The sequence below is a fragment of the Scytonema millei VB511283 genome, from assembly GCF_000817735.3.
Classification (GTDB): Bacteria; Cyanobacteriota; Cyanobacteriia; order Cyanobacteriales; family Chroococcidiopsidaceae; genus Chroococcidiopsis; species Chroococcidiopsis millei_B.
In genome coordinates, this window is the sequence record NZ_JTJC03000003.1 from 197,829 (window position 1) to 219,803 (window position 21,975).

A 21,975-nucleotide genomic window follows, 5' to 3' on the forward strand; every position below is an offset into this window, starting at 1 on the left:
TTAGAGTCTGCTATCCATACGCTAGAATTGAGCGTAAAGCGAATCCTTGAGATCGATGAAATGACCACAACGGCTCGGCAGTTCACATTAGCGGAATATCTGACCTACAGTGACGGCACAGATAAGCGTTATGAGTTGGTGAATGGGGAACTAGTTGAGATGCCGTCAGAGAGTGACTTGAACAATGCGATCGCCATTTTTTTGTTGTTGGCATTTGCTCAACTGATTCCAGGACGATTGCTGCGTCGGGGAACAGAAATTGTAGTCAGTGGTTTCCGTGCCACATCGCGAGTGCCAGATTTGATGGTGCTAACGGAGGATTTAGCTGCTGCCCTCGCTGGGACTGCTCGTAGTATTATTATGCCCGACATGCCGCCGCCAGCTTTGGTAGTGGAAGTAGTATCACCAGGTAAAGAAAACGAAGACCGAGACTACCGCTACAAGCGATCGGAATATGCAGCGCGAGGTATTACTGAATATTGGATTGTCGATCCCCAAGGCGATCGCGTTGTGGTGCTAACCTTGGTAGATGGGTTATATGAAGAAGCAATTTATCAGGGCGATGAACGTCTCGTTTCCCAAACTTTTTCTTTGCTAGAGTTATCTGCCAAGCAAATTCTCCAGGCAGGTGAAGCATAATTTCTTTTTAACTACACATACGCTCACCCAAACGACACTCTGTCGGCGTAATGCCAAACTTGTCTTGAAAAGCTTTGGCAAAATGCCCCAGATGAGAGTAACCGACTTCGTTAGCTACTGCTGCCACGCTTAATTTACCTTCTTGCAATAACAATCGTGCTTGTTCTAAGCGATATGTATGCAAGTAAGCAAAGGGTGTTGTGCCAAAAACTTGCCGAAAACCTCGCTTCAACTTCATATGCTCTAGTCCTACCTGTCGGGCTAAATCGAGAACAGATGGAGGGTTAGCGCAGTTTTGTCGTAGAATATCTCTGGCTTGATAAATCCGCTCTACCGTGCTGCGCTTGAGCAGACGCTCTCGGACTGCAGCTCGTTCCCGTCGTAGCGGTTCCATCCCAAGTGCCAATAGCTCCAGCACTTTCCCTTGCAGATAGATCTGTTTTGTCAGTCCTTGATAAGGACAAGTTTGAATTTGCCGCACGATGGCGTGCATCACAGGAGCGATGAGGCGATCGCGCCAACATTGTTGCCAATCGTTCGATTTAATTAGTATTTGTAGTTCTGATGGTAGCTCGCCGGAGCTATTACCATACAGCAGCTTGAGCAGATCGGGTTCAAAACCAACAGATAGAAATATTCCCTCTTCATTCGCAGGAGATTCCCAGACTTCCTTTGGTGCAATGCCACTGCCAAACAAGGTGTAATGGCTATTCTGACGGCGAGTTGGAATCCATAGAGTCATTTCTACTTCATGCTGCCGTTCTTCACAGGCAATACTACAGGCGTTGGGTTTTTTCCAAGTATCGATTCCTAGCCCGATCCCTTCACACAAATCGATTTCCCAGAAACTACCGTTACCCAACAACTGGGGGGCTTTACCCGTCACTTCGTAAAACATCGTCAGAAAGTTCTGTTTCTACAAAATCAGTAGTTTCATATAGTTCCCAAATATCTGATTGGGCGAGGGTGATGGTCATAGAATTTTCGAGCTACTGATATTTGCCATACAACTCACACAGGCAAAACATTTTGCAATTTCTAGCGATCGCCTTACCATTATCAATATGTATCTTCAAAAACCATACAGTAATTGCTAATTTATATCAACTGGATGAAGTATTTTAAGCATCGAATTTTCTTCTTTAAAGTATTATGCCTACTCCTCAATGCCTATCCCCTACTCTATGAGAGCAAAAATTGAAGATACGATTTTATTTCTCCACCGCGAAGACGTACCGACTTATAAAAAAGGTGGTTCTGTGGTTCGGAACAGCTATTTCTGGGCGCTGCGTTCCATTGCTGGTAGATCGGTGCGCGATCGCGATTGGGAATATGAATCAGAAGTTTGGTTTGCTCTGGCGCGAATGCTACTATCCTTCAGTGAATCGGGTTATCTGGGTTTGCGAGAAACTATCCTCGAATTTCCCCCGACTCAAGAAAAAATTCCTGAGATCCTACGTCCTGTTGCGACTTGGGAGTAAGCGGTTAGTCAGTTGTCAGTTAACAGTTAACAGTTATCAGTTAACAGCGATCGGGGAGCGCCCGAGCAGTTAATTCCGACTTACGACTTACGACTTGTAAATCAGTCTGTTGCTGACTCGTAGCTGATTTGGTCGGATTGACAATTGTGTGGTTCGACGCGGATGGCGACTCTAACCGATCCGTATCGTTCTCGCATCCGTGCTTCTACTTCTTCGGCTATGTAGTGGGCGGTTTCAATGTCAGACGAGTAGATGACTAAATGCATTTCAATAAAAACTTGCCGACCGACTACGCCACGGGAGGCGATATCGTGACAGTTGATGACTCCTGGTACGGACATGGCGATCGCGTGAATTTCTTCAGGTGCGATCGCGATTTCATCGACTAGCCAAGGTAAATTATCTTTCAAAACTTCCCAGCTACTGCTAAATACTAAAAAAGCGACGGGAAAAGCCAAAATTACATCAAGCCACGGTAGTAAAGGAATACCCGATTCCTGTCCTTGCCAAACGCCAATTAATCCCGTCAATACCGTGAGCGTAATCCACCCATCGCTCATCGTATGTTTGGCATCAGCAATCAAAATCGGACTGCCTAATCGTTGCCCTTCGCCATCCTCGTAATAGGCAAGAAAAATATTCACGCCCAATACGATCAGCAACAACCACAATTCTGGTGCAGAAACCTTAACTAGCTCTGTACCTTTAAGCATTCGCTCTATAGCTGTTTGTAAAATTTCAAAACCTGCAATGCTAATAAAACCCGCGATTCCCAAAGCTCCTATCGCTTCAAATTTTTGATGTCCGTAAGGATGATCGCGATCCGGTTCTGGAGAAGATAGGTTATTGGCAACTAGCCCCAAAATGTTGTTGCTACTATCTGTCACGCTATGTAAAGCATCCGAAAACAAGCTGAGAGAACCAGTCCACCAAGCCAGGATTGCTTTGAGTATTGTCACGCTCAAATTCAGCAGTAGGGTAATGAGCAATACCTTCCGCACTGCTATACGGTTATCATTTCCCATACCATTCCATCTTACTTGCTCTTAAGTAGTTGTTTTTTGTGGTCTTAATTGACACAGCGGCATACAAAATTACTAGATAATAAAAGACTGCTATTGTCTAGTTTTACTTATTAGCTCAAATCACCTGTTTTTAACCTACGATACGTTGTTATTCCATAAATTGAATCATATGGTTTAAATTCTCTTAGGGTAAAGTCAAGTTTTACATACTATTACAAGAATCAGTTCGTCTTATTGAAAAAGATTATTGTTTAGCTTGGATTCTAAGGCTAAATTTAACGGCGATCGCACCGCTTTAATAAGTAGAGCTTTTCAAAATCGTGAATTAAATCCAATTACGATAATTGGCTGTAATCGTTGTTAGTAATTTGTGAGTGGCTAGTGGCTAGTAGTAGATAGGGTGTGGGGTGTGGGGTGTGGGGTGTGGGGTGTGGGGTGTAGTGGATTGTTAACTGGTCAGGAGTCACTGATAACTGATAACTGATAACTGATAACTGATAACTGATAACTGAATATATCTATCGTGGGAGAGATTTATTCAGGGTGGCTGTCTCCCTTAAGTTAAGTTTTAGAGGGAGCGTGTTTCTGTCAGCGTTGGAGTGAGAAGAAATGGTGACACTGTTTTGGCATAGCAAGCGATCGCTTTCAACCTGAAACAGAAACATATGGCTAACTTGCGTCACAGTCAATTGTTGGTGAGGGTCGCTAGCGCGATCGCGGTTGGTGTTGGCTGTCTGACTTTGATTGGCTGGATATTTGATATTGCTATTTTCAAAAGCGTAATTCCAGGCACAGCCACGATGAAAGCGAATGCAGCCGTGGCTTTTATTTTAGCTGGCGTGTCTTTGTTTATTGGCAATGGTAGGGGCGCACAGCTGTGCGCCCCTACTAGAATAACGACTCCCGACTCCCCAATTGCCAAAATTTGTGCTGCTACTGTCGCTTTAATTGGTTTGCTTACTCTATGCCAATACGTCTTTAATTGGAATTTGGGGATTGATGAGTTGCTGTTTCGAGATCTACCTAAGTCTCCAGCAAATCCTTATCCTGGGCGCATGGCGGATAATACTGCCTTGAATTTTATCCTGTTGGGCGGCGTGCTGTGGCTGTTGCGATCCCCCCAACCCCCCTTAACAAGGGGGGCAAATCAATCCTCCTTCCCAGGGGAGACAAACCCATCTCTTTCATCCTCTTTAAACAGGGGGGCAAGTCAGTCTGTTTCATCTCCCTTATCAGGGGAGACAAGCCCACCTCTTTCACCCCCCTTTTTAAGGGGAGCAGGAGGGGAGCGCGTTTTCTTGACTCAAGCTTTAAGTCTTGCTGTGATTTTAATTGCCTTACTCGCTCTTATAGGATATGCCTATGGCGTAGAAGTGTTTTATCAGTTTATTGTCTACTCCACATCAATGAGTCTGCTCACGGCAATAACTTTTCTCTTGCTTGGTGCAGGTACGTTGTTGGTATATCCCGATCGCGGTTTTATGGCAGTTGTCACAAGCGAATTGAATGGGGGCATAGTTGCACGTCGTCTGACTCCTAGCGCGATCGCAATTCCAATAATTTTAGGTTGGCTGGTTTTGCAGGGATACCGATGGCAACTTTACGATCCAGGTTTTGCAATCGCCCTGCTAGTAATATTGTTAATTGCGGTCTATATCAGTGTAATTTGGCACAATGCCAGATCTTTGAACCGAATAGATCGCGATCGCCAACGTGCAGCAACAACTTTACAGGAAAGCGAAGCCAAGTTCAGACAGATCGTAGAATCAAACATCATTGGCATCTACTTTGGTGACTTTAGCGGGCGAATTTTTGAAGCCAACGATGCTTTTCTCTCCATGATGGGATACACCCGTACTGAGTTGGCAGCAGGAAAGCTGTATTGGAATCGCATGACACCACCAGAGTATGAAGCATTAGATCGACAGAGAGTCGCAGAGATTCAAGCATATGGTGCTTGTTCTCCGTTTGAAAAAGAATATATTCGTAAAGACGGGACTCGCGTGCCGATCCTGCTTGGAATTACTCAAATTGAGGGTGGAGACAATGGCTATAGTGCTTGCTTTGTTATCGACTTGACAGAATGCAAACAAGCTGAAATTGCTTTACGCGAGAGTGAAGAACGTTTTCGCCGTGCTGTTATCAACGCACCATTTCCGATCGTTATCCATGCCGAAGATGGCGAAGTCGTGCAAATTAGCCAAGCTTGGACGGAATTATCCGGTTACACTGCTGATGAAATTCCCACAATTGCTGCTTGGACGGAAAAAGCTTATGGAGAAGCGAAAAATACAGCTAGAGCAGCTATAGAGCGCTTATACAGCCTAGATAGAAGGTTAAAAGAAGGAGAATTCATAATTACTACCAAGCAGGGAGAAAAGAGGACTTGGGATTTTAGTTCTGCTCCCTTGGGTCGTTTGGCAGATGGTAGACGAATGGTTATCAGCATGGCAGCTGATGTGAGCGATCGCAAGTTGACTGAAAACGCCTTGCGTCAGAGTGAAGCTAGGCTAAGACTTTTTGTCGAATCGGATGTCATCGGCATTTTATACGGAGACATTCATGGAGGAATAAATTATGCCAATGATGCCTTTTTGCACATTATTGGCTACACCCGTGCCGATTTAGAGGCGGGTAGGGTGCGCTGGGACGATTTATCTCCTCCAGAATATTCAGCCTTGGATGCCGAGAAAATTGCCGAAGCACGAGCTAAGGGAACTTGTACGCCCTATGAAAAAGAGTATATTCGCAAAGATGGGGCGCGGGTTTTTGTGATGCTGGGTTACGCCTTGCTGGGGGAAAATCGGGAACAGTCAGTCGCATTTATTTTAGATATTAGCGATCGCAAACATGCTGAAATCGAACGCGATCGGTTTTTTACACTTTCCTTAGACATGCTGTGTATCGCTGGGTTAGATGGCTATTTTAAGCGGATCAATCCTGCTTTTGAAACCATTCTCGGCTTTACTCAAAAGGAAATTCTTCAGACACCATACATCGATTTGATTCATCCAGAAGATCGGGAAAAATCTCTCGCTGAAGTTGAAAAACTCTCGACTGGAATTATTACTGTCAACTTTGAAAATCGTTTTTTGTGTAAAGATGGTTCTTACAAATGGCTGATTTGGAGTTCTGTACCCGACGTTGAATCAAAACTGTTATATGCAGTGGGACACGATGTCACCCAACGCAAACATTTAGAACACAAACTGCGCAAACAAGCAGAAATTTTGCATAAACTGAACGCAACTTTAGAAGAAAGAGTTGGACAGCGCACAGCGCAACTTGAAGCTGCCAACCAAGAATTAGAATCTTTCTCCTACTCAGTCTCCCACGATCTCCGCGCTCCGTTGCGTCACATTGCTGGATTTGTCGATCTACTGCAAAAGCGAATTAAATCCAACACCACATTAGATGAAACGAGTCAGCGCTACCTCAATATCATTGTGGAAACGACTCAATTAGCTGGGAAGTTGATCGATGACTTATTATCCTTCTCTCGAATGGGACGCATAGAAATGCGCTTCACCAATATTGATATGAATTTACTGGTGCAGGAAATATTGCAAGAACTAGAGATAGAAACTAAGAAACGCCAAATTTCCTGGCAGATTAAAGCCTTACTGAGCGTCCAGGGCGATCCGTCAATGTTACGGTTAGTATGGCGAAATCTTATTGAAAATGCGCTTAAATATACTAAGTTAAACTCGCAGACAGAAATTACTATTGGGAGTCAAATTTTATCAGAGTCTCAGGAGGTGGTATTTTTCGTAAGAGACAACGGTATCGGTTTTGATATGCAGTACGTAAATAAATTGTTTGGAGTGTTTCAACGCCTACACAGCGACCCCAACTTTCAAGGTACGGGAGTAGGATTAGCTAATGTCCAGCGCATCATACACCGTCATGGTGGGCGAGTGTGGGCAGAAGGAGAAATAGATAAAGGAGCAACGTTCTTCTTCTCGTTACCAAGACTGGGAGTGAGGGGTGGAGAGTAGAGAGCGAACAATGGAATTAAAGCGCATTCTCCTGGTGGAGGACAGCATTAACGACGTAGAGTTAATCCTGACTGCCCTAGCAGAAAACCATTTAGGTAACGAAGTCGTCGTTGTCCGCGATGGCGAAGAAGCTTTAGATTATTTGTACCGCCGAGGCGTGTATCGATTGCGTCGCGAAGGCAATCCCGTTGTGGTGCTACTCGATCTAAAACTACCTAAAATTGATGGGATAGAAGTTCTAGGGCAATTGAAAGCAGATAGAGATCTGAGAACCGTGCCTGTAGTGATTTTGACTTCTTCCCGCGAAGAACGAGACTTAACTCGCTGTTATGAATTAGGGACAAACGCTTATGTAGTTAAACCAATTGATTTTCATGAATTTGTGGGTGCGATTCAAGGTTTAGGGCTGTTTTGGGCAATTATTAACGAGCCACCACCTGGCTCGCTATCTAACGCTCGTAGCGATCGACCAAATCAAGGAATAGAATGATGTCACTCAAGTTTCTGATTCTAGAAGACAGCATACTGGATGCAGAACTGATTACTGCGTTACTCGCAGAAAGTGAGATTGAGTGCGAATCGATTCAAGTGAAGACCCGTTCGGAGTTTCAAGCGGCACTCGAACGGGGTGGGTTTGACTTGATTCTGTCTGACTATTCCTTACCTGGTTTTGATGGCATTTCTGCCCTGGTTATGGCTCGACAGCTTTGCCCAGACGTGCCATTCATTTTCGTCACAGCCACAATGGGCGAAGAAGTCGCAATTGAAACCCTCAAAGGGGGTGCAACTGACTACGTACTCAAACAACGCTTAAAGCGCCTAATTCCTGCCGTAGAGCGATCGCTACGCGAAGCAGCAGAACGCCGCGCCCGTGTAATTGCCGAAGCAGAACTCAACCGTCGCGAAGAAGAATTTCGGGCATTGGTGGAAAATTCTCCCGATATTATTGCTCGATTCGACCGAGATTTGCGTCATCTGTATGTAAATCCGGTAGTCGAACGAGCTACAGGCTTGCCACCCGAAATGTATGTTGGGAAAACTCATGCTGAAGTGGGTGTATCAGCAGAAATTTGTACGCTTTGGCAATCGAGTTTGCGCCAAGTATTTGCCACTCAACAAGCAGACTTTTTTGAATACGATTTTCCCGCATCGGGCAATGGCATTCGTTATTACCAAACGCGAGTCGTACCAGAATTTGATTTAGACGGTACGGTGCAAACTTTACTAGCAATCACCCGCGACATCACCCAGTCTAAACTTGCAGAACAAGCATTACGAGCGCGAGAAGCTCAACTGCGACAGCAAGCCGAGGAACTCAAACGGGCAAATCAAGTTAAAGACGAGTTTTTAGCCGTACTTTCCCACGAATTGCGATCGCCCCTCAATGCAATCTTGGGGTGGGCGAAATTATTACGAACTCGTAAATTCAGCCCTGAGATTTTTAACCGCGCCCTGGAAACGATCGAACGCAACGCCCAATTGCAAACTCGCTTGATTGAAGATTTGTTAGATATCTCGCGCATCATTCGCGGCAAACTCACCCTCAACCCCCAACCTGTCAATTTAGCAACAGTCATTACCAATGCTTTAGAAACCGTTGGTCTCTCAGCTCAAACTAAGTGTATCGAATTAGTTTTTGAGGGAGCAGGGAGCAGGGAGCAGGGAGTCGGGAGTCCAGAAGAGAGACAGGGAGAACAAGGGGGACAAGGAAGCAATTCTAGCCACCAGCCACCAGCCACTAGCCACTACCAACTACCAACTACCAACTACCAACTACCAATAGTCTTAGGAGATCCGAGTCGGTTGCAGCAGATTGTTTGGAATCTCCTTTCCAATGCAATCAAATTCACTCCATCCGGCGGGCGCGTAACAGTAGAATTACAATTATCAAATAGGGAGCAGGGAGCAGGGAGCAGGGGGGAGAAGAGAGCTGAGGGAGCTGTAGGGCGAAGCCCTTCTCGAAGAATGGGAGCTGAGGGAGCAAAAAACAACTGTCAACCGTCTTCACGTAGTGTAGCGCCAGCGTTTACCATCAACTGTCAACCGTCAACCAACTACGCCCAAATCTCAGTCACAGACACCGGAATTGGCATTAGTACCGAATTTCTGCCCCATATATTCGATTACTTTCGGCAAGCAGATGCGTCGATTACGCGCAGTTATGGCGGTTTAGGTTTGGGTTTAGCAATAGTACGTCACTTGGTAGAACTGCATGGGGGAACAGTCTGCGCCGAAAGTCTAGGAGTCGGACAGGGAGCGACATTTAGAGTTATGTTACCCCTGCTGGAGAATTCAGAATTCGGAATTCGGAATTCGGAATGCGAAATTCGTAACTCCCGTACGGGCGGGTTTTCAAACCCGCCCCTACCGATTCCCGACTCCCGACTCAATAACATCCGAGTCCTAGTCGTAGAAGACGATCGCGACATGCGAGAATTTTTAGTGCTGACTCTAGAAGAATATGGGGCGCGGTTAATCGTAGTTGATTCGGCAGTAGCAGCACTAGAAGCGCTGGAAAAATCGCTACCAGATATCCTAGTCAGCGATATTGGAATGCCAGCTACAGACGGCTATACATTGATCCAGAAAGTTAGGGCATTACCTCCAGAACAAGGCGGACAAATTCCCGCGATCGCCCTCACAGCATATGCTAGAGAACAAGACCGCGATCGCGCCATAACAGCAGGTTTCCAAATTCATCTTGCCAAACCAGTCGTTCCCGATAAATTAGTAGAGGCGATCGGGCAATTAATCAGTTAACAGTTAACAGTTATCAGTCATCAGTTATCAGTTATCAGTTATCAGTCAACCGTCTTCACGTAGCTTGCTTCCCCGAAGGGGTAGTGTAGCGCAGCGTCAACCGTCAACCGTCAACCATCAACCGTCAACCGTCAACTGTCAACCGTCAACTGTCAACCGTCAACCGTCAACCATCAACCATCAACCATCAACCGTCAACCATCAACCGTCAACCATCAACCATCAACCGTCAACTGTCAACCGTCAACCATCAACCGTCAACCATCAACCAACAACCAACAACAAATATAGAGATAGAATAATTTTCTGTTCTCTTTGCGCAACGTCCTTATGTCTGCCATTCCTGCCGCACCTTTTTCCATTGAAGAAATCGCTGCTGAAGGCATTAAGCCGGAAGAATACGAAGAAATTGTCAAAAGACTGGGACGACACCCTAATAAAGCAGAGTTAGGCATGTTTGGTGTGATGTGGTCGGAACATTGCTGTTACAAAAATTCTCGACCGCTATTAAAACAGTTTCCTACCACTGGTAAACGCATCCTGGTAGGACCAGGTGAAAATGCAGGTGTTGTCGATTTGGGTGATGGGCTGCAACTGGCTTTTAAAATTGAATCGCACAATCACCCCTCAGCCGTGGAACCATTTCAAGGGGCTGCAACTGGAGTCGGAGGCATTCTAAGAGATATTTTTACGATGGGGGCGCGTCCCATTGCCTTGCTTAACTCTCTGCGTTTTGGTTCCTTAGATGATGCTCGTACTAGACAGCTATTCAATGGTGTGGTAGCAGGAATTTCTCATTACGGTAACTGTGTGGGAGTCCCCACAGTCGGGGGAGAAGTCTATTTCGACCCGGCATACTCTGGTAATCCCTTGGTCAATGTGATGGCATTAGGATTGATGGAAACGCCGGAAATCGTCAAATCGGGAGCATCTGGTACTGGTAACCCAGTTTTATATGTTGGTTCCACCACAGGACGCGATGGGATGAAAGGGGCGAGTTTCGCTAGTGCAGAATTGAGCGAAGAGTCAGAACAAGATCGTCCCGCCGTGCAAGTGGGCGATCCGTTTTTAGAAAAATCTTTAATTGAAGCTTGTTTAGAAGCATTTAAAACTGGAATTGTCGTTGCAGCCCAAGATATGGGTGCAGCAGGGATTACCTGTTCGACATCCGAAATGGCAGCTAAAGGCGGGGTAGGAATTGAATTCGATCTCGATAAAATTCCCGTGCGCGAGACGGGTATGGTTCCCTATGAATATCTGCTCTCGGAATCTCAGGAACGGATGTTATTTGTCGCCCATAAGGGTAGAGAACAGGAATTAATCGAAATTTTCCATCGTTGGGGACTTCATGCTGTCGTAGCTGGTACGGTAATTGAGGAGCCAATTATCAGAATCTTATTTAAAGGCAAGGTAGCTGCTGAAATTCCTGCTAACGCATTGGCAGAAAACACACCCCTCTACCAGCGAGAATTATTGAGCGAACCACCAGAATACGCTCGTAAAGCTTGGGAGTGGAAGGCTGAATCTCTACCAACCTGTACCATTTCTGGAATTGAAATTCAAGGTCACAGCCAAACTTGGAACCAGATATTGCTAACTTTACTCGATACCCCAACGATCGCCTCTAAACGTTGGGTCTATCGTCAGTACGACCACCAAGTACAAAACAACACAGTCGTATTTCCTGGTGGTGCAGATGCCGCAGTTGTCAGATTGCGCCCATTAGAAGAATTCAAAAGTCAAAAGTTAAAAGTCAAAAATAATTCCGAATTCCGAACTCCGAATTCCGAATTCTCCAAAGGCGTAGCCGCCACAGTCGATTGCAACCCTCGCTACGTCTACCTCGACCCTTATGAAGGTGCAAAGGCAGTTGTTGCAGAAGCCGCCCGTAATTTAAGCTGTGTGGGGGCGGAACCAGTTGCGGTGACAGACAACCTCAATTTTGGTAGCCCTGAAAAACCAATTGGTTATTGGCAACTTGCAGAAGCTTGTCGCGGTTTAGCAGAAGCCTGCCAAGAATTTCAAACCCCCGTGACTGGTGGTAATGTCTCCCTGTACAACGAAACCTTCGACTCCGAAGGCAAGCCACAACCAATCTACCCTACTCCCGTTGTCGGGATGGTGGGCTTAATTCCAAACTTATCGAAAACCCGCACTCAAGGCTGGCAAACCGAAGGAGATTTGATCTATCTGCTAGGATTGCCGATCGCATTCCAAATTTCAAATCCCAAATCCCAAATCGGACTTGGTGCATCCGAATATCTCGCTACAATTCACGGCATAGTCGCCGGAAAGCCACCCCAAGTAGACTTTGACCTCGAACGGCGCGTTCAAGCTACCTGTCGAGAAGGCATTCAACAAAGTTGGGTCAACTCAGCGCACGACGTTGCTGAAGGTGGGTTGACAGTCGCCCTTGCCGAAGCCTGCATCAGTACTGGATTAGGTGCTGAAATTAACCTGGGGTTAACCGAAGATTTACCGCAACGCTGGGATGAAATTTTATTTGGTGAAGGTGGGGCGCGAATTTTGGTTTCCGTCTCACCACAACATCAACCAGCATGGGAATCTTATTTAACAGAGCAACTCGGAGATAACTGGCAAAAACTCGGTCGTGTCGGCAGTCCTACTCAAGAATTGCAGGTTTTCACAACCGACAGACAGATGATTATAACCGCTACGATTGAGATGATGCGCGATCGCTTTTTCAACGCTATAGAACGGCGGCTATCTGACTCAGCTACCCTGCCTAGCTAAGTGACAAAAAAATAATTGACCAAAATCTTGCTCTTAACAAAATTTATGACGATACTGTTGTATGTATCTTGATTAACATTTTTTTAAGTATTAGTTAATGTTTCCAAACTCATTAGTTTGGATTATCTCGTTTGCTAAGTCAATTCCACAAAGTCAACTCGCCGCTCAGGAGCAACACTGTAGCATGGATCTCTACCAGCCCACTTCAGGAAGTATGCAGGATGTAAGTCACAGTATGGACGTGCGATCGCTTCATCCCTCAGAACCCTCTGACAAGCAAGAAGAAGCTTGCGGCGTTTTCGGCATTTACGCACCCGCAGAGGACGTTGCCAAACTAACTTACTTCGGTCTGTACGCCCTACAACACCGAGGGCAGGAGTCAGCCGGAATTGCAACGTTTGACGGCACGACAATACACCTACACAAAGAAATGGGGCTGGTTTCCCAAGTCTTCAACGAGTCGATTCTGCAACAAATGCCTGGTAGGATGGCAGTCGGTCACACCCGTTACTCTACTACTGGTTCTAGTCGGGTGGTGAACGCCCAGCCTGCGGTGGTCGAAACTCGCTTGGGTAGTCTTGCTTTAGCACATAACGGCAATTTAGTCAACACTAAAGCTCTGCGCGAAGAATTACTTCAGCGGCAGTGTAACTTTAATACGACGACAGACTCAGAAGCGATCGCCTTTGCGATCGCCGAAGCAGTTAACGATGGCAAAGATTGGTTAGATGGCGCAATTACCGCTTTTAAACGCTGCCACGGCGCTTTTAGTTTAGTGGTTGGGACGACCGCAGGACTAATGGGAGTGCGCGACTCGAACGGCATTCGTCCGCTTGTCATCGGCACGTTGGGTAGCAATCCCCATCGCTACGTTCTCGCTTCTGAAACCTGCGGGTTAGATATTATTGGTGCAGAATACCTGCGAGATGTAGAACCAGGCGAACTGGTATGGATTACTGAGGCAGGCATAGCCTCCTATCACTGGGCGCAACAACCCCAGCGCAAACTATGCATCTTTGAGATGATTTACTTTGCCCGTCCAGATAGCGTCATGCACAACGAAAGCTTGTACACCTATCGCTTGCGGTTGGGCAGACAACTGGCAAAAGAGTCTTTTGTAGAAGCAGATATGGTCATGGGCGTACCTGATTCTGGTATCCCCGCCGCAATTGGCTTTTCTCAAGCCTCTGGGATTCCCTATGCCGAAGGGTTGATTAAAAATCGCTATGTTGGTCGCACCTTCATCCAACCAACCCAAATGATGCGCGAGTCAGGCATCAAAATGAAACTGAATCCCCTCAAAGATGTCCTAGCTGGAAAACGAGTCATCATCGTCGATGATTCCATCGTGCGCGGTACAACCAGCCGCAAACTCGTCAAGACACTACGCGAGGCGGGTGCAACAGAAGTGCATATGCGAATTTCTTCCCCTCCCGTAACCCATCCCTGTTTCTACGGTATTGACACGGATAATCAAGACCAGTTGATTGCCGCGACGAAATCAGTCGAAGACATTGCCAAACAAATTGAAGTCGATTCCCTTGCCTACCTCAGTTGGGAAGGAATGCTGTTAGCCACAGGAGAAGACCCTAACAGTTTCTGTTCGGCTTGTTTTACAGGCGATTATCCCGTCGCCGTACCCGAACCCCTGAAGCGTTCTAAGTTGATGCTAGAAAAATCGTCGGTTTGATCCAAAGGCAGTAGAGATATTTCACAAAATATTTCTACTATCTTTTCGCAATTTTATGCACTGTCAAATTTCCGAATATGACACAATACAGTTCAGTTAAAAGTATTAGATCCTCAAAGATCCCCCCTAGCCCCCCTTGAGAAAGGGGGGCTAGGGGGGATCGTCTTATCTGAACCGTATTGCTACCAAATCCTGAATCAAAAAATCGTTTTTTGTCAGGGGTAGTTGGTAATTGGCTTGGAAAACCAAATTCTTGTTTCAGTCTAGCCACAAGCCACCAGCCACTGATAACTATCAACTGTCAACTGTCAACTGTTAACTATTAAGCCATTCTAAGATTTGTTTGTTGACCAATTCTGGAACTTCATCGTGAGGACAATGACCAGCATTAGGAATGGGAACAATCTCAACATTGTGTCCCTTCTCCTTTACTTGTTGAAAAATCTTAGCACCAGTAATTGGTGTCCAAGGATCGTCCGCACCCCAAATCACCAAGAGAGGATGCTGGACATTCGGTAAAAGTTCTGCAATGGTTGGACCAGGAGGCGCAGCCAAAATAGAAGCAAATACTTGTTGCGCTCCCGGGTCACAGGAAGGCGCATGTAAAATATCTACGAGTTCATCTGTTACGGCTTCTCGGTTGCGGTAAACCTGAAGTAAAGTCCGGCGAATCTGGGGTTTTTGGCGAACCCGATTGAAAATGATTTTTCCTGTAATTTGAGAACGCACCAAGCGATTAAACGCCGACATCACCACTCGTAAAGGTGGATTGAGTTCGTGGGGACGGTGAGACAACCCCCCCGCACAGTTAATTAAAATTCCCCCAGCAGCTATTTCTGGATGGTTGGCAACTGTCATCAAGCTTAGCAGCGCCCCAATGGAGTTACCGACAAATACTGTAGGCTTTTGAATGTGTTCCGTCCAAAAATCTTTTAGTAGTTCTTGCCATACTTCCATCGTGTAATTCAAAGCTGGCTTATCAGAACCACCAAAACCGAGTAAGTCGATCGCAAAAACTCGATAACCCCCTGCCGCTAATGCAGGGATATTCTTGCGCCAGTGACCAATCGAAGCACCGAAGCCATGTACGAGCATCAAGGGATTACCCTCGCCCATAACGGTATATTGAATCTTATAGCCTTGCCAGTGCCAAATCTGTTTCTCGATAGATGCCGTCGATGCTAGCTGCGGAGTAATCACGAGGGGATATGAAGATTTATGAATGGTTGTCTTTATAGATCGTACATATTTTTGCTAGAAGTGCCAGAGTCGAGAGTCGATCGTGGGGAGTCGCGTCAAGTGGAAGCAAATGTTTCCGTAAAATAATAACCGTTTACGGGGATGCACGCTCGGATTAAGCTGAATAGCTGAATCCCAATAATCATTTTTTATTTGCCGAACCTCATGAACAGACGCGATTTATTGATTTTATCTGCTGGTGTCGCTACTACACCTCTACTGGTACAAACAGGAACGGGAAATGCTCAAACCAAACCTACAGCCAAAGGCGAAACGGTTACTTTAGGTAAAGATTTACAGGGATATTACGTTCGTCCCCAAGGCAGCGGCACTTTTCCCGCCATCATGGTTTTTATGGAAGCATTTGGCTTAAACCCGAATATTAAAAATGTCTGCGATCGCTTCGCCCAAGCTGGCTATGTTGCCCTTGCCCCAGACTTCTATCATGGCGATGTTTTCGACTATAAAGATTTACAAGGAGCAGTAGCCAAACTGAAATCTTTAAACGACGATACTGTCATGGCTGAAGTCGGACAGGGATTAGACTTCTTAGCCAAGCGCAAAGAGGTAGCTGCCGATCGCATTGGCGTGACAGGTTTTTGTATGGGAGGCAGATACACGTTTCTCGCGAATGCCGTACATGCCGATCGCTTTCAAGCAGCAGTCAGTTTTTATGGTAGCGGCATCGGTGTAGCAAAAATAGGACGCAAGCCCCTACTAGATCGAGTCCCAGCCATGCGATCCCCTATTATGTTAGTTTACGGTGCGGATGATGAGATGATCGCCGCCGACGAACACGCCCGCATTACCGAAGCCCTTTCCCAAGCGAAAAAACGTTACATCCTCACCGTTTTTCCCAATGCCGGACATGGCTTTTTAAGCGATCGCCGCGATAGCTACGCCGCCGCCCCAGCCAAAGAAGCATGGGAAATGACTATGAATTTCTTTCAACGATATTTGAAATGATATTTGGTAGTTGGTAGTTGGTATTTGGTAGTTGACGGTAAACGCTGGCGCTACGCTGCGTGAAGACGGTTGACAGTTGTTTTTTGCTCCCTCAGCCCCCTCAGCCCCCTCAGCCCCCTCAGCCCCCTCAGCTCCCTTCTCAGCTCCCTCAGCTCCCTCAGCTCTCTTCTCAGCCCCCTCAGCCCCTCAGCTCTCTTCTCAGCCCCCTCAGCTCCCTTCCCCCGACTCCCGACTCCCGACTCCCGACTCCCCCTTTTCTACAAGTATGTAGTTTAACTAGTTGCACACTATGCTGTTGCTCCGCTAGCCTAACTAAATTAGTCTAGCTGTCCGATTTATATGGAAGTAATACACCCTTACTGTGCGGGTTTGGATGTCCAGAAAAAAGCTGTACTGGCGTGCTGTATTACCTCAAACTCAAAAGGAGAGAGGGTAAGTCAGACGCACAGCTTCAACAATAAAGTGCCGGACTTACTAGCTTTATCTGATTGGCTAGGAAGCAATGGCGTGACTCATATCGCATTGGATATTACTGGTGAAGACTGGAAAACGGTTTATCACATTCTGGAAGCTAATTTTAGCGTTTTAGTTGTCAATGCCCAGCGGATCAAAGATGTGCCAGGGCGTAATACCGATACGCCGGATTTTGAATGGCTAGCCGAATTGCTACGTCATGGTTTGATCCGCAACAGTTTTATTCACCCCGTACCGCAAAGAGACTTACGAGACTTGATGCGCCAGCGTCATTTCTTAGTCAAAGAACGCCTGCATGTGGTCGATCGCCTTTACAAAGTTTTGGAATCAGCCAATGTTAAACTCGTATCTATGGTTAGCGATATCATGCATATCTCTGCCCGTGCTTTACTAGTAGCGATCGCCGAAGGAGAAACGAATACTTCTAATGTCAGCGATATTGCGATCGATCTACGCCAGCAGCAGCCGCAGGATTCCTATTTTCAACCCGTGCGATCGCACCATCGGTTCCTAATTGCCAATCACCTAAATCACATTGATTTTCTCGATCGGCAGATTGGCATTTTTAATGACAAAATTGCTGAATACGTGCAAAAGCGGATCGTTCGCATCACAACTTCTGGCACGAACCAAGTACAACCATCCACACATGCTACTGCTAACTCCGTGCAAACTGCCAAACTCATACCCAGTTGGGAAGAGGCTTTAGCAGCTTTCTTGAATGGAGGTAGAATCTAGAAATTTCGGATTTGAGATTTTGGATTATAGTCTGAGCAATGGCGTTCACTTCAAAGTTTGCTATTGAGGATGCTTGCTGTCGATCGGCAATCCACAATATCTGCTGAAATAATTTCTCAATACCTTCAGTTCCAACATCTTGTCACCATTTGACCAATTCAAAATTCAAAATTCACGCATTCAAAATTAACTTTGAATTTTGAATTGGAGCGAAGCGACTTGACTGGGGGTGAGTGCAGAATTTTTCAAAGACACTGAATAAAGGTTTGGCTATTATAGTATCGACCATTACCCAGGTGAGGGGTGATTGCTATGGCTCGCTATACTTGTTCGTTTACAGTTGCAACAGTTGCAGATGATGTAGAGTTTTTGCGCCAATTATTGAATCAAGTTTTGCACTCGTGCCATTTAGATATTCAACACGATGAAAGCGATTACATGATGGCGCGAGAACGTCTCGGTCAAGTCTCGTTTTCAAAGCTAGTCAAGGTGGAAGCACTCATCGATAAAACTAACGCTACCAACTCAGCAACACGGGTAAATTTGATTGTAAAAAATGAAGAACTACCAGTTCAAATAGATAATCACTGCTACCAAATGTTTAATTTAGTCAAGCAGGCGATCGTAGATAATTGTCAATGGCAGTTAGTAGAAACTGCGGTTGAGTCGATTTAGATCGAAGCCTTCTACTTTCTGCCTTCCTGGACTAGTTTGCATCCAGTTTATAGTTTCGCAAACCGATCTAATCGTCAAAATCTGGCATCATATTGGGTCCAATCAGCGTCACATCATATTCATCCAGTGGCGCTGAGGGAATAGTATCGCGTTTGAGGAGATAGTAGATTGCCCGTACCCTCGGACCAAACACAACTTCGTCCTCGTCTTGAAGATCGTGGACTTGAAGCTTGCGACCGTTAATTAATAATCCATTAGCACTCGGCTTGCCCTTAGCATCACCGTCTACAATTCGATAGAAGGAACTGCCATCCTCCTGTGGCAATCGAACTAAAGTAGCATGGCGGCGAGATACAAACTGTGAAAACAGCCGAATATCGCAGCGGGAGTCTCTACCAATAGAATAAACAGGACCGTCTAAAACAAACTCTTTGCGCCCCTGATCGTCTTCTATAATTAGTAGATGGTTCTGATTGGGTTGTGAAGGCATTGAAAGCGGGTTGTGATTTATTGTAGGTTTTGACTCTCTAGAATATGTAACCTTTTGAGTTATCCATTACTCAACCACACTCTTGAGTAATCATTCTTGACCTAGTTTAACCTCGATTAGTTGAGATCGAGTCTATTTTTTAAACGACGTAATAACAAGGAGTTAGTCACGACACTAACAGAACTAAATGCCATGAGCGCCCCTGCCGCCGCAGGACTGAGGACGAACCCCAATATTGGTAGTAATACACCTGCTGCAATGGGAATTCCGCAAACATTGTAAGCAAATGCCCAAAATAGATTTTGTCGAATTTTGTTAAATGTCGCTCGACTGAGATGAATTGCTTCCACGACATCGGTTAATTTTGTTCCCATCAGCACGATCCCAGCCGTCTCCATCGCTACATCTGTCCCAGCTTGTAAGGCAATCCCCACATCAGCTTGAGCTAAGGCTGGCGCGTCGTTGATTCCGTCCCCTACCATTGCGACTACTGAGAAAGAATTCGGAATTCGGAATTCGGAATTCGGAATTAATTTTGAATTTTGAATTGTTCCGTTGTCTCCTTGTCCCCTTATCCTTCCTTGCTGAAGTTCTTGAATCACTCCTGCTTTGCCGTCGGGGCGAATGTCAGCAAAGACTTGCGCGATTCCCAGTTGTTGGGCGATCGCCTGAGCAACTTCTTGTCTATCTCCAGTTAAAATAATGACTCTTAGCCCCATTTTTTGCAGGCTCTCAACGGTTTTCTTTGCCTCTGGTCTAGGGGTATCCATCACCGCAATTAAACCCGCTAACTGCCCCGCTACAGCAATGTAGATCGTTGTTTTACCTGCGGCTGCAAGTGTTTGAGCTTGAGCTTGTGTGGCTTCATCAATGACTATTCCCTGTTGAGTCAACCAGTCTTCATTACCCAGGAGTACCTGTCGTCCTTCGACTACAGCAGATACTCCCAATCCTGGTGCGGTATGAAATTCGCTAGCTGCTGGAATCGATAATCCCTGTTGCTTGACTTCCTGTTGAATTGCTGTCGCTAGGGGATGAATCGATCCGCTTTCCGCCGCCGCTGCTAATTGTAGGAGTGAGGAGTGAGGAGTGAGGAGTGAGTGGCTAGTGGCTAGTGGCTGGTGGCTAGTGGCTAGATTTTCTCCCTTGTCCTTGTCTTCCCGACTCCCGACTCCCGTAGGGGCGGGTTTATCCGCACAATTCTGGGTTGTTTCAGGGAGATCCTGTAACAACCCGCCCCTACGATTCCCGACTTCAATACAATCAGTCACGACAGGATGACCAGTTGTCAAGGTTCCAGTTTTGTCAAATACTACCGTATCTAATTGGTGTACCCGTTCGAGGACATCGCCACCTTTAATTAATAACCCCCGCTCGGCTGCCATGCCCGTACCAACTAAAATTGCTGTAGGAGTGGCGAGTCCCAAGGCACAGGGACAGGCAACAACCATCACTGCGATCGCCAGTTTTAAACTGAGCAATAAGGGAGAATAGTGGGTAGGGGCGCACGGCTGTGCGTCCGTACAGGAGTGGTGCGTGGCGTAGTAATGAGCTAAATGTTGAGTGTGTAGCGAGTGATGCGCGTGATGCCAATCTGTCACAGTTAAGACATTAGACCAAATATGAGTGCCGAAAAAGTACCAAAAGGTAAATGTTAAAGCTGCAACTGTTAGCACGCTGTAGGTAAAATAACCAGCTACCGTATCGGCTAATTTCTGCACTGGAGCCTTACGGGTTTGGGCTGCTTCTACTAATGCCACAATTTGAGATAGGGTGGTGTCTTTACCTGTACGAGTCGCGCGAATGGCGATCGCACCTGACTGATTTAACGTCCCCGCTGCTACGGTGTCCCCGATTTGTTTCATCACGGGAATCGATTCCCCCGTCAGCATCGACTCATCTACGGTTGTTTGTCCTATTACCACTTCCCCATCCACGGGAATTTTTTCCGATGGTAAGACTTGCAACCATTCTCCAACACGGACGCGATCGGCAGGAATTTCAATACTCGTATTTTGTCCCTTGGGCGTAACTTTTTCTGGGTTTGGAATTAACCGTGCGACTTGGGGTTGTAGCGCCAGTAAATTTCTAAATGCAGTAGCGGCGCGTCCTCTCGCTTGTTGTTCTAACGTCCTGCCTAGTAAGATAAATCCCAGTAACATCACTGGTTCGTCAAAGAAGCACTCCCAACCCAGTTGAGGGAAGAGTAAAGCTACCAGGCTTGCCGTATATGCCGTTAGTGCGCCTAAGCCCACTAAAGTATTCATATTCGGCGCGTTGTGACGTAATCCTCGCCAGCCATCTACTAAAATTTCTCGTGCTGGTAGGAGTAGGGTGACTGTAGCTAAGCCGCAGTGAAACCAGATATTACTTAAAATTGGTAAGACTGGTCCGCCTAACTCGCTCAAATGCCCCATACTGGAGAGAACGAGCAGTATGGATGCTACGATCAGTTGTCTCTGTGCCGATCGCATTTTTTGGCGATGCTTTGCTTCAACATCTTCGCCAACATTTGTTTGTGCTGTTTCCGCCGTCCTTGCTTGCGTTTCAAATCCCGCCGCCGTTAATCTTTCAGCTAAGGCGGCTGGTTCAACTGCACCAGATTCGCACTCTACAACTGCAACTTCCGTCACCAAATTTACGCAAGCAGAAATGACACCAGGATGTTGAGATAATTGTTTCTCTACAGTTTTGACACAACCAGCACACTTCATTCCCTGGACATCCAGAGTGATTTTTTCGCTTGGCGTAGCGATCGCGCTAGTATCTGCTTGCTGTGGTTCAGTTTTTGGGACGAGTTGCATAGGACAACTAGAGTGACTTGCAAAAAAGGCTCAGTAACCACTCTAGCGTTATTGCCACCAGTAAAGAAGATTTGTCAGCTACAGCCGCTGGTTTTGAAGCAGAGCTAAAGCTTTTTCCCAGACTTGCGGGCTAAGCTAAATAATATTTTGACCGAATTTTCCTGACGAATACTCTTACAGCTTGCACTAAATATTAGATTTTGAGTATTTGCCAAGCTAAAGCGATCGCCTATATTCTCTGC

The 21,975-nt window shown here is 46.1% G+C and carries 17 protein-coding genes; 11 read left to right on the forward strand and 6 right to left on the reverse strand.

Annotated elements, in window-relative coordinates; genetic code table 11:
* Positions 1–60: 60 nt before the first annotated feature.
* Entirely contained in the window at positions 61–639 is a 579-nt protein-coding gene (locus QH73_RS12685; RefSeq protein ID WP_039714270.1) for a Uma2 family endonuclease, read from the forward strand.
* Between the two features lie 7 nt (positions 640–646).
* Here QH73_RS12685 and QH73_RS12690 read toward each other — a convergent pair whose 3' ends face one another.
* On the reverse strand, positions 647–1,537 hold the full coding sequence (locus tag QH73_RS12690) for a helix-turn-helix transcriptional regulator (protein ID WP_039714271.1): 891 nt from the start codon (positions 1,535–1,537) through the stop codon (positions 647–649).
* A 286-nt stretch (positions 1,538–1,823) separates the two neighbouring features.
* Here QH73_RS12690 and QH73_RS12695 point away from each other — a divergent pair, with 286 nt between their 5' ends.
* Positions 1,824–2,120, forward strand: a complete 297-nt coding sequence (locus QH73_RS12695; protein ID WP_039714272.1) for a hypothetical protein — start codon at positions 1,824–1,826, stop codon at positions 2,118–2,120.
* A 101-nt stretch (positions 2,121–2,221) separates the two neighbouring features.
* Here QH73_RS12695 and cdf31 read toward each other — a convergent pair whose 3' ends face one another.
* On the reverse strand, positions 2,222–3,145 hold the full coding sequence (cdf31, locus tag QH73_RS12700; RefSeq protein WP_039714273.1) for a CDF family zinc efflux transporter Cdf31: 924 nt from the start codon (positions 3,143–3,145) through the stop codon (positions 2,222–2,224).
* Between the two features lie 335 nt (positions 3,146–3,480).
* On the reverse strand, positions 3,481–3,612 hold the full coding sequence (locus tag QH73_RS28785; RefSeq protein WP_286194103.1) for a hypothetical protein: 132 nt from the start codon (positions 3,610–3,612) through the stop codon (positions 3,481–3,483).
* A 198-nt stretch (positions 3,613–3,810) separates the two neighbouring features.
* Here QH73_RS28785 and QH73_RS12710 point away from each other — a divergent pair, with 198 nt between their 5' ends.
* The 6 genes from QH73_RS12710 to purF all read left to right on the forward strand — a co-directional run bounded on the left by QH73_RS12710 (position 3,811) and on the right by purF (position 14,347).
* Positions 3,811–7,143, forward strand: coding sequence for a PAS domain-containing sensor histidine kinase (locus QH73_RS12710; protein WP_052289753.1), 3,333 nt, complete (start codon positions 3,811–3,813; stop codon positions 7,141–7,143).
* 10 nt (positions 7,144–7,153) lie between these two features.
* Positions 7,154–7,633, forward strand: a complete 480-nt coding sequence (locus QH73_RS12715) for a response regulator (RefSeq protein ID WP_039713480.1) — start codon at positions 7,154–7,156, stop codon at positions 7,631–7,633.
* On the forward strand, positions 7,630–9,903 hold the full coding sequence (locus tag QH73_RS28790) for a hybrid sensor histidine kinase/response regulator (RefSeq protein WP_039713479.1): 2,274 nt from the start codon (positions 7,630–7,632) through the stop codon (positions 9,901–9,903). The genes QH73_RS12715 and QH73_RS28790 overlap by 4 nt, the downstream gene beginning before the upstream one ends.
* A gap of 64 nt (positions 9,904–9,967) precedes the next feature.
* The gene (locus tag QH73_RS29165; RefSeq protein WP_309476477.1) at positions 9,968–10,354 is read left to right on the forward strand and encodes a hypothetical protein; all 387 of its coding nucleotides are present in this window, start codon (positions 9,968–9,970) and stop codon (positions 10,352–10,354) included.
* Positions 10,243–12,657 (forward strand): phosphoribosylformylglycinamidine synthase subunit PurL, encoded by a 2,415-nt coding sequence (purL, locus tag QH73_RS12730; RefSeq protein ID WP_309476487.1) that lies wholly within the window; start codon positions 10,243–10,245, stop codon positions 12,655–12,657. The genes QH73_RS29165 and purL overlap by 112 nt, the downstream gene beginning before the upstream one ends.
* 214 nt (positions 12,658–12,871) lie before the next feature.
* A complete protein-coding gene (purF, locus tag QH73_RS12735; RefSeq protein WP_039714509.1) occupies positions 12,872–14,347 on the forward strand; it encodes an amidophosphoribosyltransferase in 1,476 nt (491 codons plus the stop codon).
* Positions 14,348–14,662: 315 nt separating this feature from the next.
* Here purF and QH73_RS12740 read toward each other — a convergent pair whose 3' ends face one another.
* On the reverse strand, positions 14,663–15,547 hold the full coding sequence (locus tag QH73_RS12740) for an alpha/beta fold hydrolase (RefSeq protein WP_015157267.1): 885 nt from the start codon (positions 15,545–15,547) through the stop codon (positions 14,663–14,665).
* Positions 15,548–15,751: 204 nt separating this feature from the next.
* Here QH73_RS12740 and QH73_RS12745 point away from each other — a divergent pair, with 204 nt between their 5' ends.
* The 3 genes from QH73_RS12745 to QH73_RS12755 all read left to right on the forward strand — a co-directional run bounded on the left by QH73_RS12745 (position 15,752) and on the right by QH73_RS12755 (position 18,439).
* The gene (locus QH73_RS12745; protein WP_039713477.1) at positions 15,752–16,552 is read left to right on the forward strand and encodes a dienelactone hydrolase family protein; all 801 of its coding nucleotides are present in this window, start codon (positions 15,752–15,754) and stop codon (positions 16,550–16,552) included.
* Between the two features lie 339 nt (positions 16,553–16,891).
* Complete coding sequence (locus QH73_RS12750; protein WP_015157265.1) at positions 16,892–17,764, forward strand: IS110 family transposase; 873 nt, start codon at positions 16,892–16,894, stop codon at positions 17,762–17,764.
* 312 nt (positions 17,765–18,076) lie between these two features.
* On the forward strand, positions 18,077–18,439 hold the full coding sequence (locus QH73_RS12755) for a phospholipase D-like domain-containing protein (RefSeq protein ID WP_039713476.1): 363 nt from the start codon (positions 18,077–18,079) through the stop codon (positions 18,437–18,439).
* Positions 18,440–18,506: 67 nt separating this feature from the next.
* Here the strand turns inward: QH73_RS12755 and QH73_RS12760 are convergent, their stop codons facing one another.
* Positions 18,507–18,929 carry an FHA domain-containing protein gene (locus QH73_RS12760; protein WP_015157263.1) on the reverse strand — a complete coding sequence of 141 codons (423 nt, stop codon included), beginning with the start codon at positions 18,927–18,929 and terminating at the stop codon, positions 18,507–18,509.
* 116 nt (positions 18,930–19,045) lie between these two features.
* Complete coding sequence (locus tag QH73_RS12765; protein WP_039713475.1) at positions 19,046–21,733, reverse strand: heavy metal translocating P-type ATPase; 2,688 nt, start codon at positions 21,731–21,733, stop codon at positions 19,046–19,048.
* Between the last annotated feature and the right edge of the window lie 242 nt (positions 21,734–21,975).

Bases quoted from the DNA above. Each gene is read 5' to 3' on its own strand.
- QH73_RS12685 (WP_039714270.1), top strand. From the start codon at position 61: ATGACCACAACGGCTCGGCAGTTCACATTAGCGGAATATCTGACCTAC.
- QH73_RS12710 (WP_052289753.1), top strand. From the start codon at position 3,811: ATGGCTAACTTGCGTCACAGTCAATTGTTGGTGAGGGTCGCTAGCGCG.
- QH73_RS12745 (WP_039713477.1), top strand. From the start codon at position 15,752: ATGAACAGACGCGATTTATTGATTTTATCTGCTGGTGTCGCTACTACA.
- QH73_RS12760 (WP_015157263.1), bottom strand. From the start codon at position 18,929: ATGCCTTCACAACCCAATCAGAACCATCTACTAATTATAGAAGACGAT.
- QH73_RS12715 (WP_039713480.1), top strand. From the start codon at position 7,154: ATGGAATTAAAGCGCATTCTCCTGGTGGAGGACAGCATTAACGACGTA.
- QH73_RS12750 (WP_015157265.1), top strand. From the start codon at position 16,892: ATGGAAGTAATACACCCTTACTGTGCGGGTTTGGATGTCCAGAAAAAA.
- cdf31 (WP_039714273.1), bottom strand. From the start codon at position 3,145: ATGGGAAATGATAACCGTATAGCAGTGCGGAAGGTATTGCTCATTACC.
- QH73_RS12765 (WP_039713475.1), bottom strand. From the start codon at position 21,733: ATGCAACTCGTCCCAAAAACTGAACCACAGCAAGCAGATACTAGCGCG.
- QH73_RS12755 (WP_039713476.1), top strand. From the start codon at position 18,077: ATGGCTCGCTATACTTGTTCGTTTACAGTTGCAACAGTTGCAGATGAT.
- QH73_RS28790 (WP_039713479.1), top strand. From the start codon at position 7,630: ATGATGTCACTCAAGTTTCTGATTCTAGAAGACAGCATACTGGATGCA.
- purF (WP_039714509.1), top strand. From the start codon at position 12,872: ATGCAGGATGTAAGTCACAGTATGGACGTGCGATCGCTTCATCCCTCA.
- QH73_RS12690 (WP_039714271.1), bottom strand. From the start codon at position 1,537: ATGTTTTACGAAGTGACGGGTAAAGCCCCCCAGTTGTTGGGTAACGGT.
- QH73_RS12695 (WP_039714272.1), top strand. From the start codon at position 1,824: ATGAGAGCAAAAATTGAAGATACGATTTTATTTCTCCACCGCGAAGAC.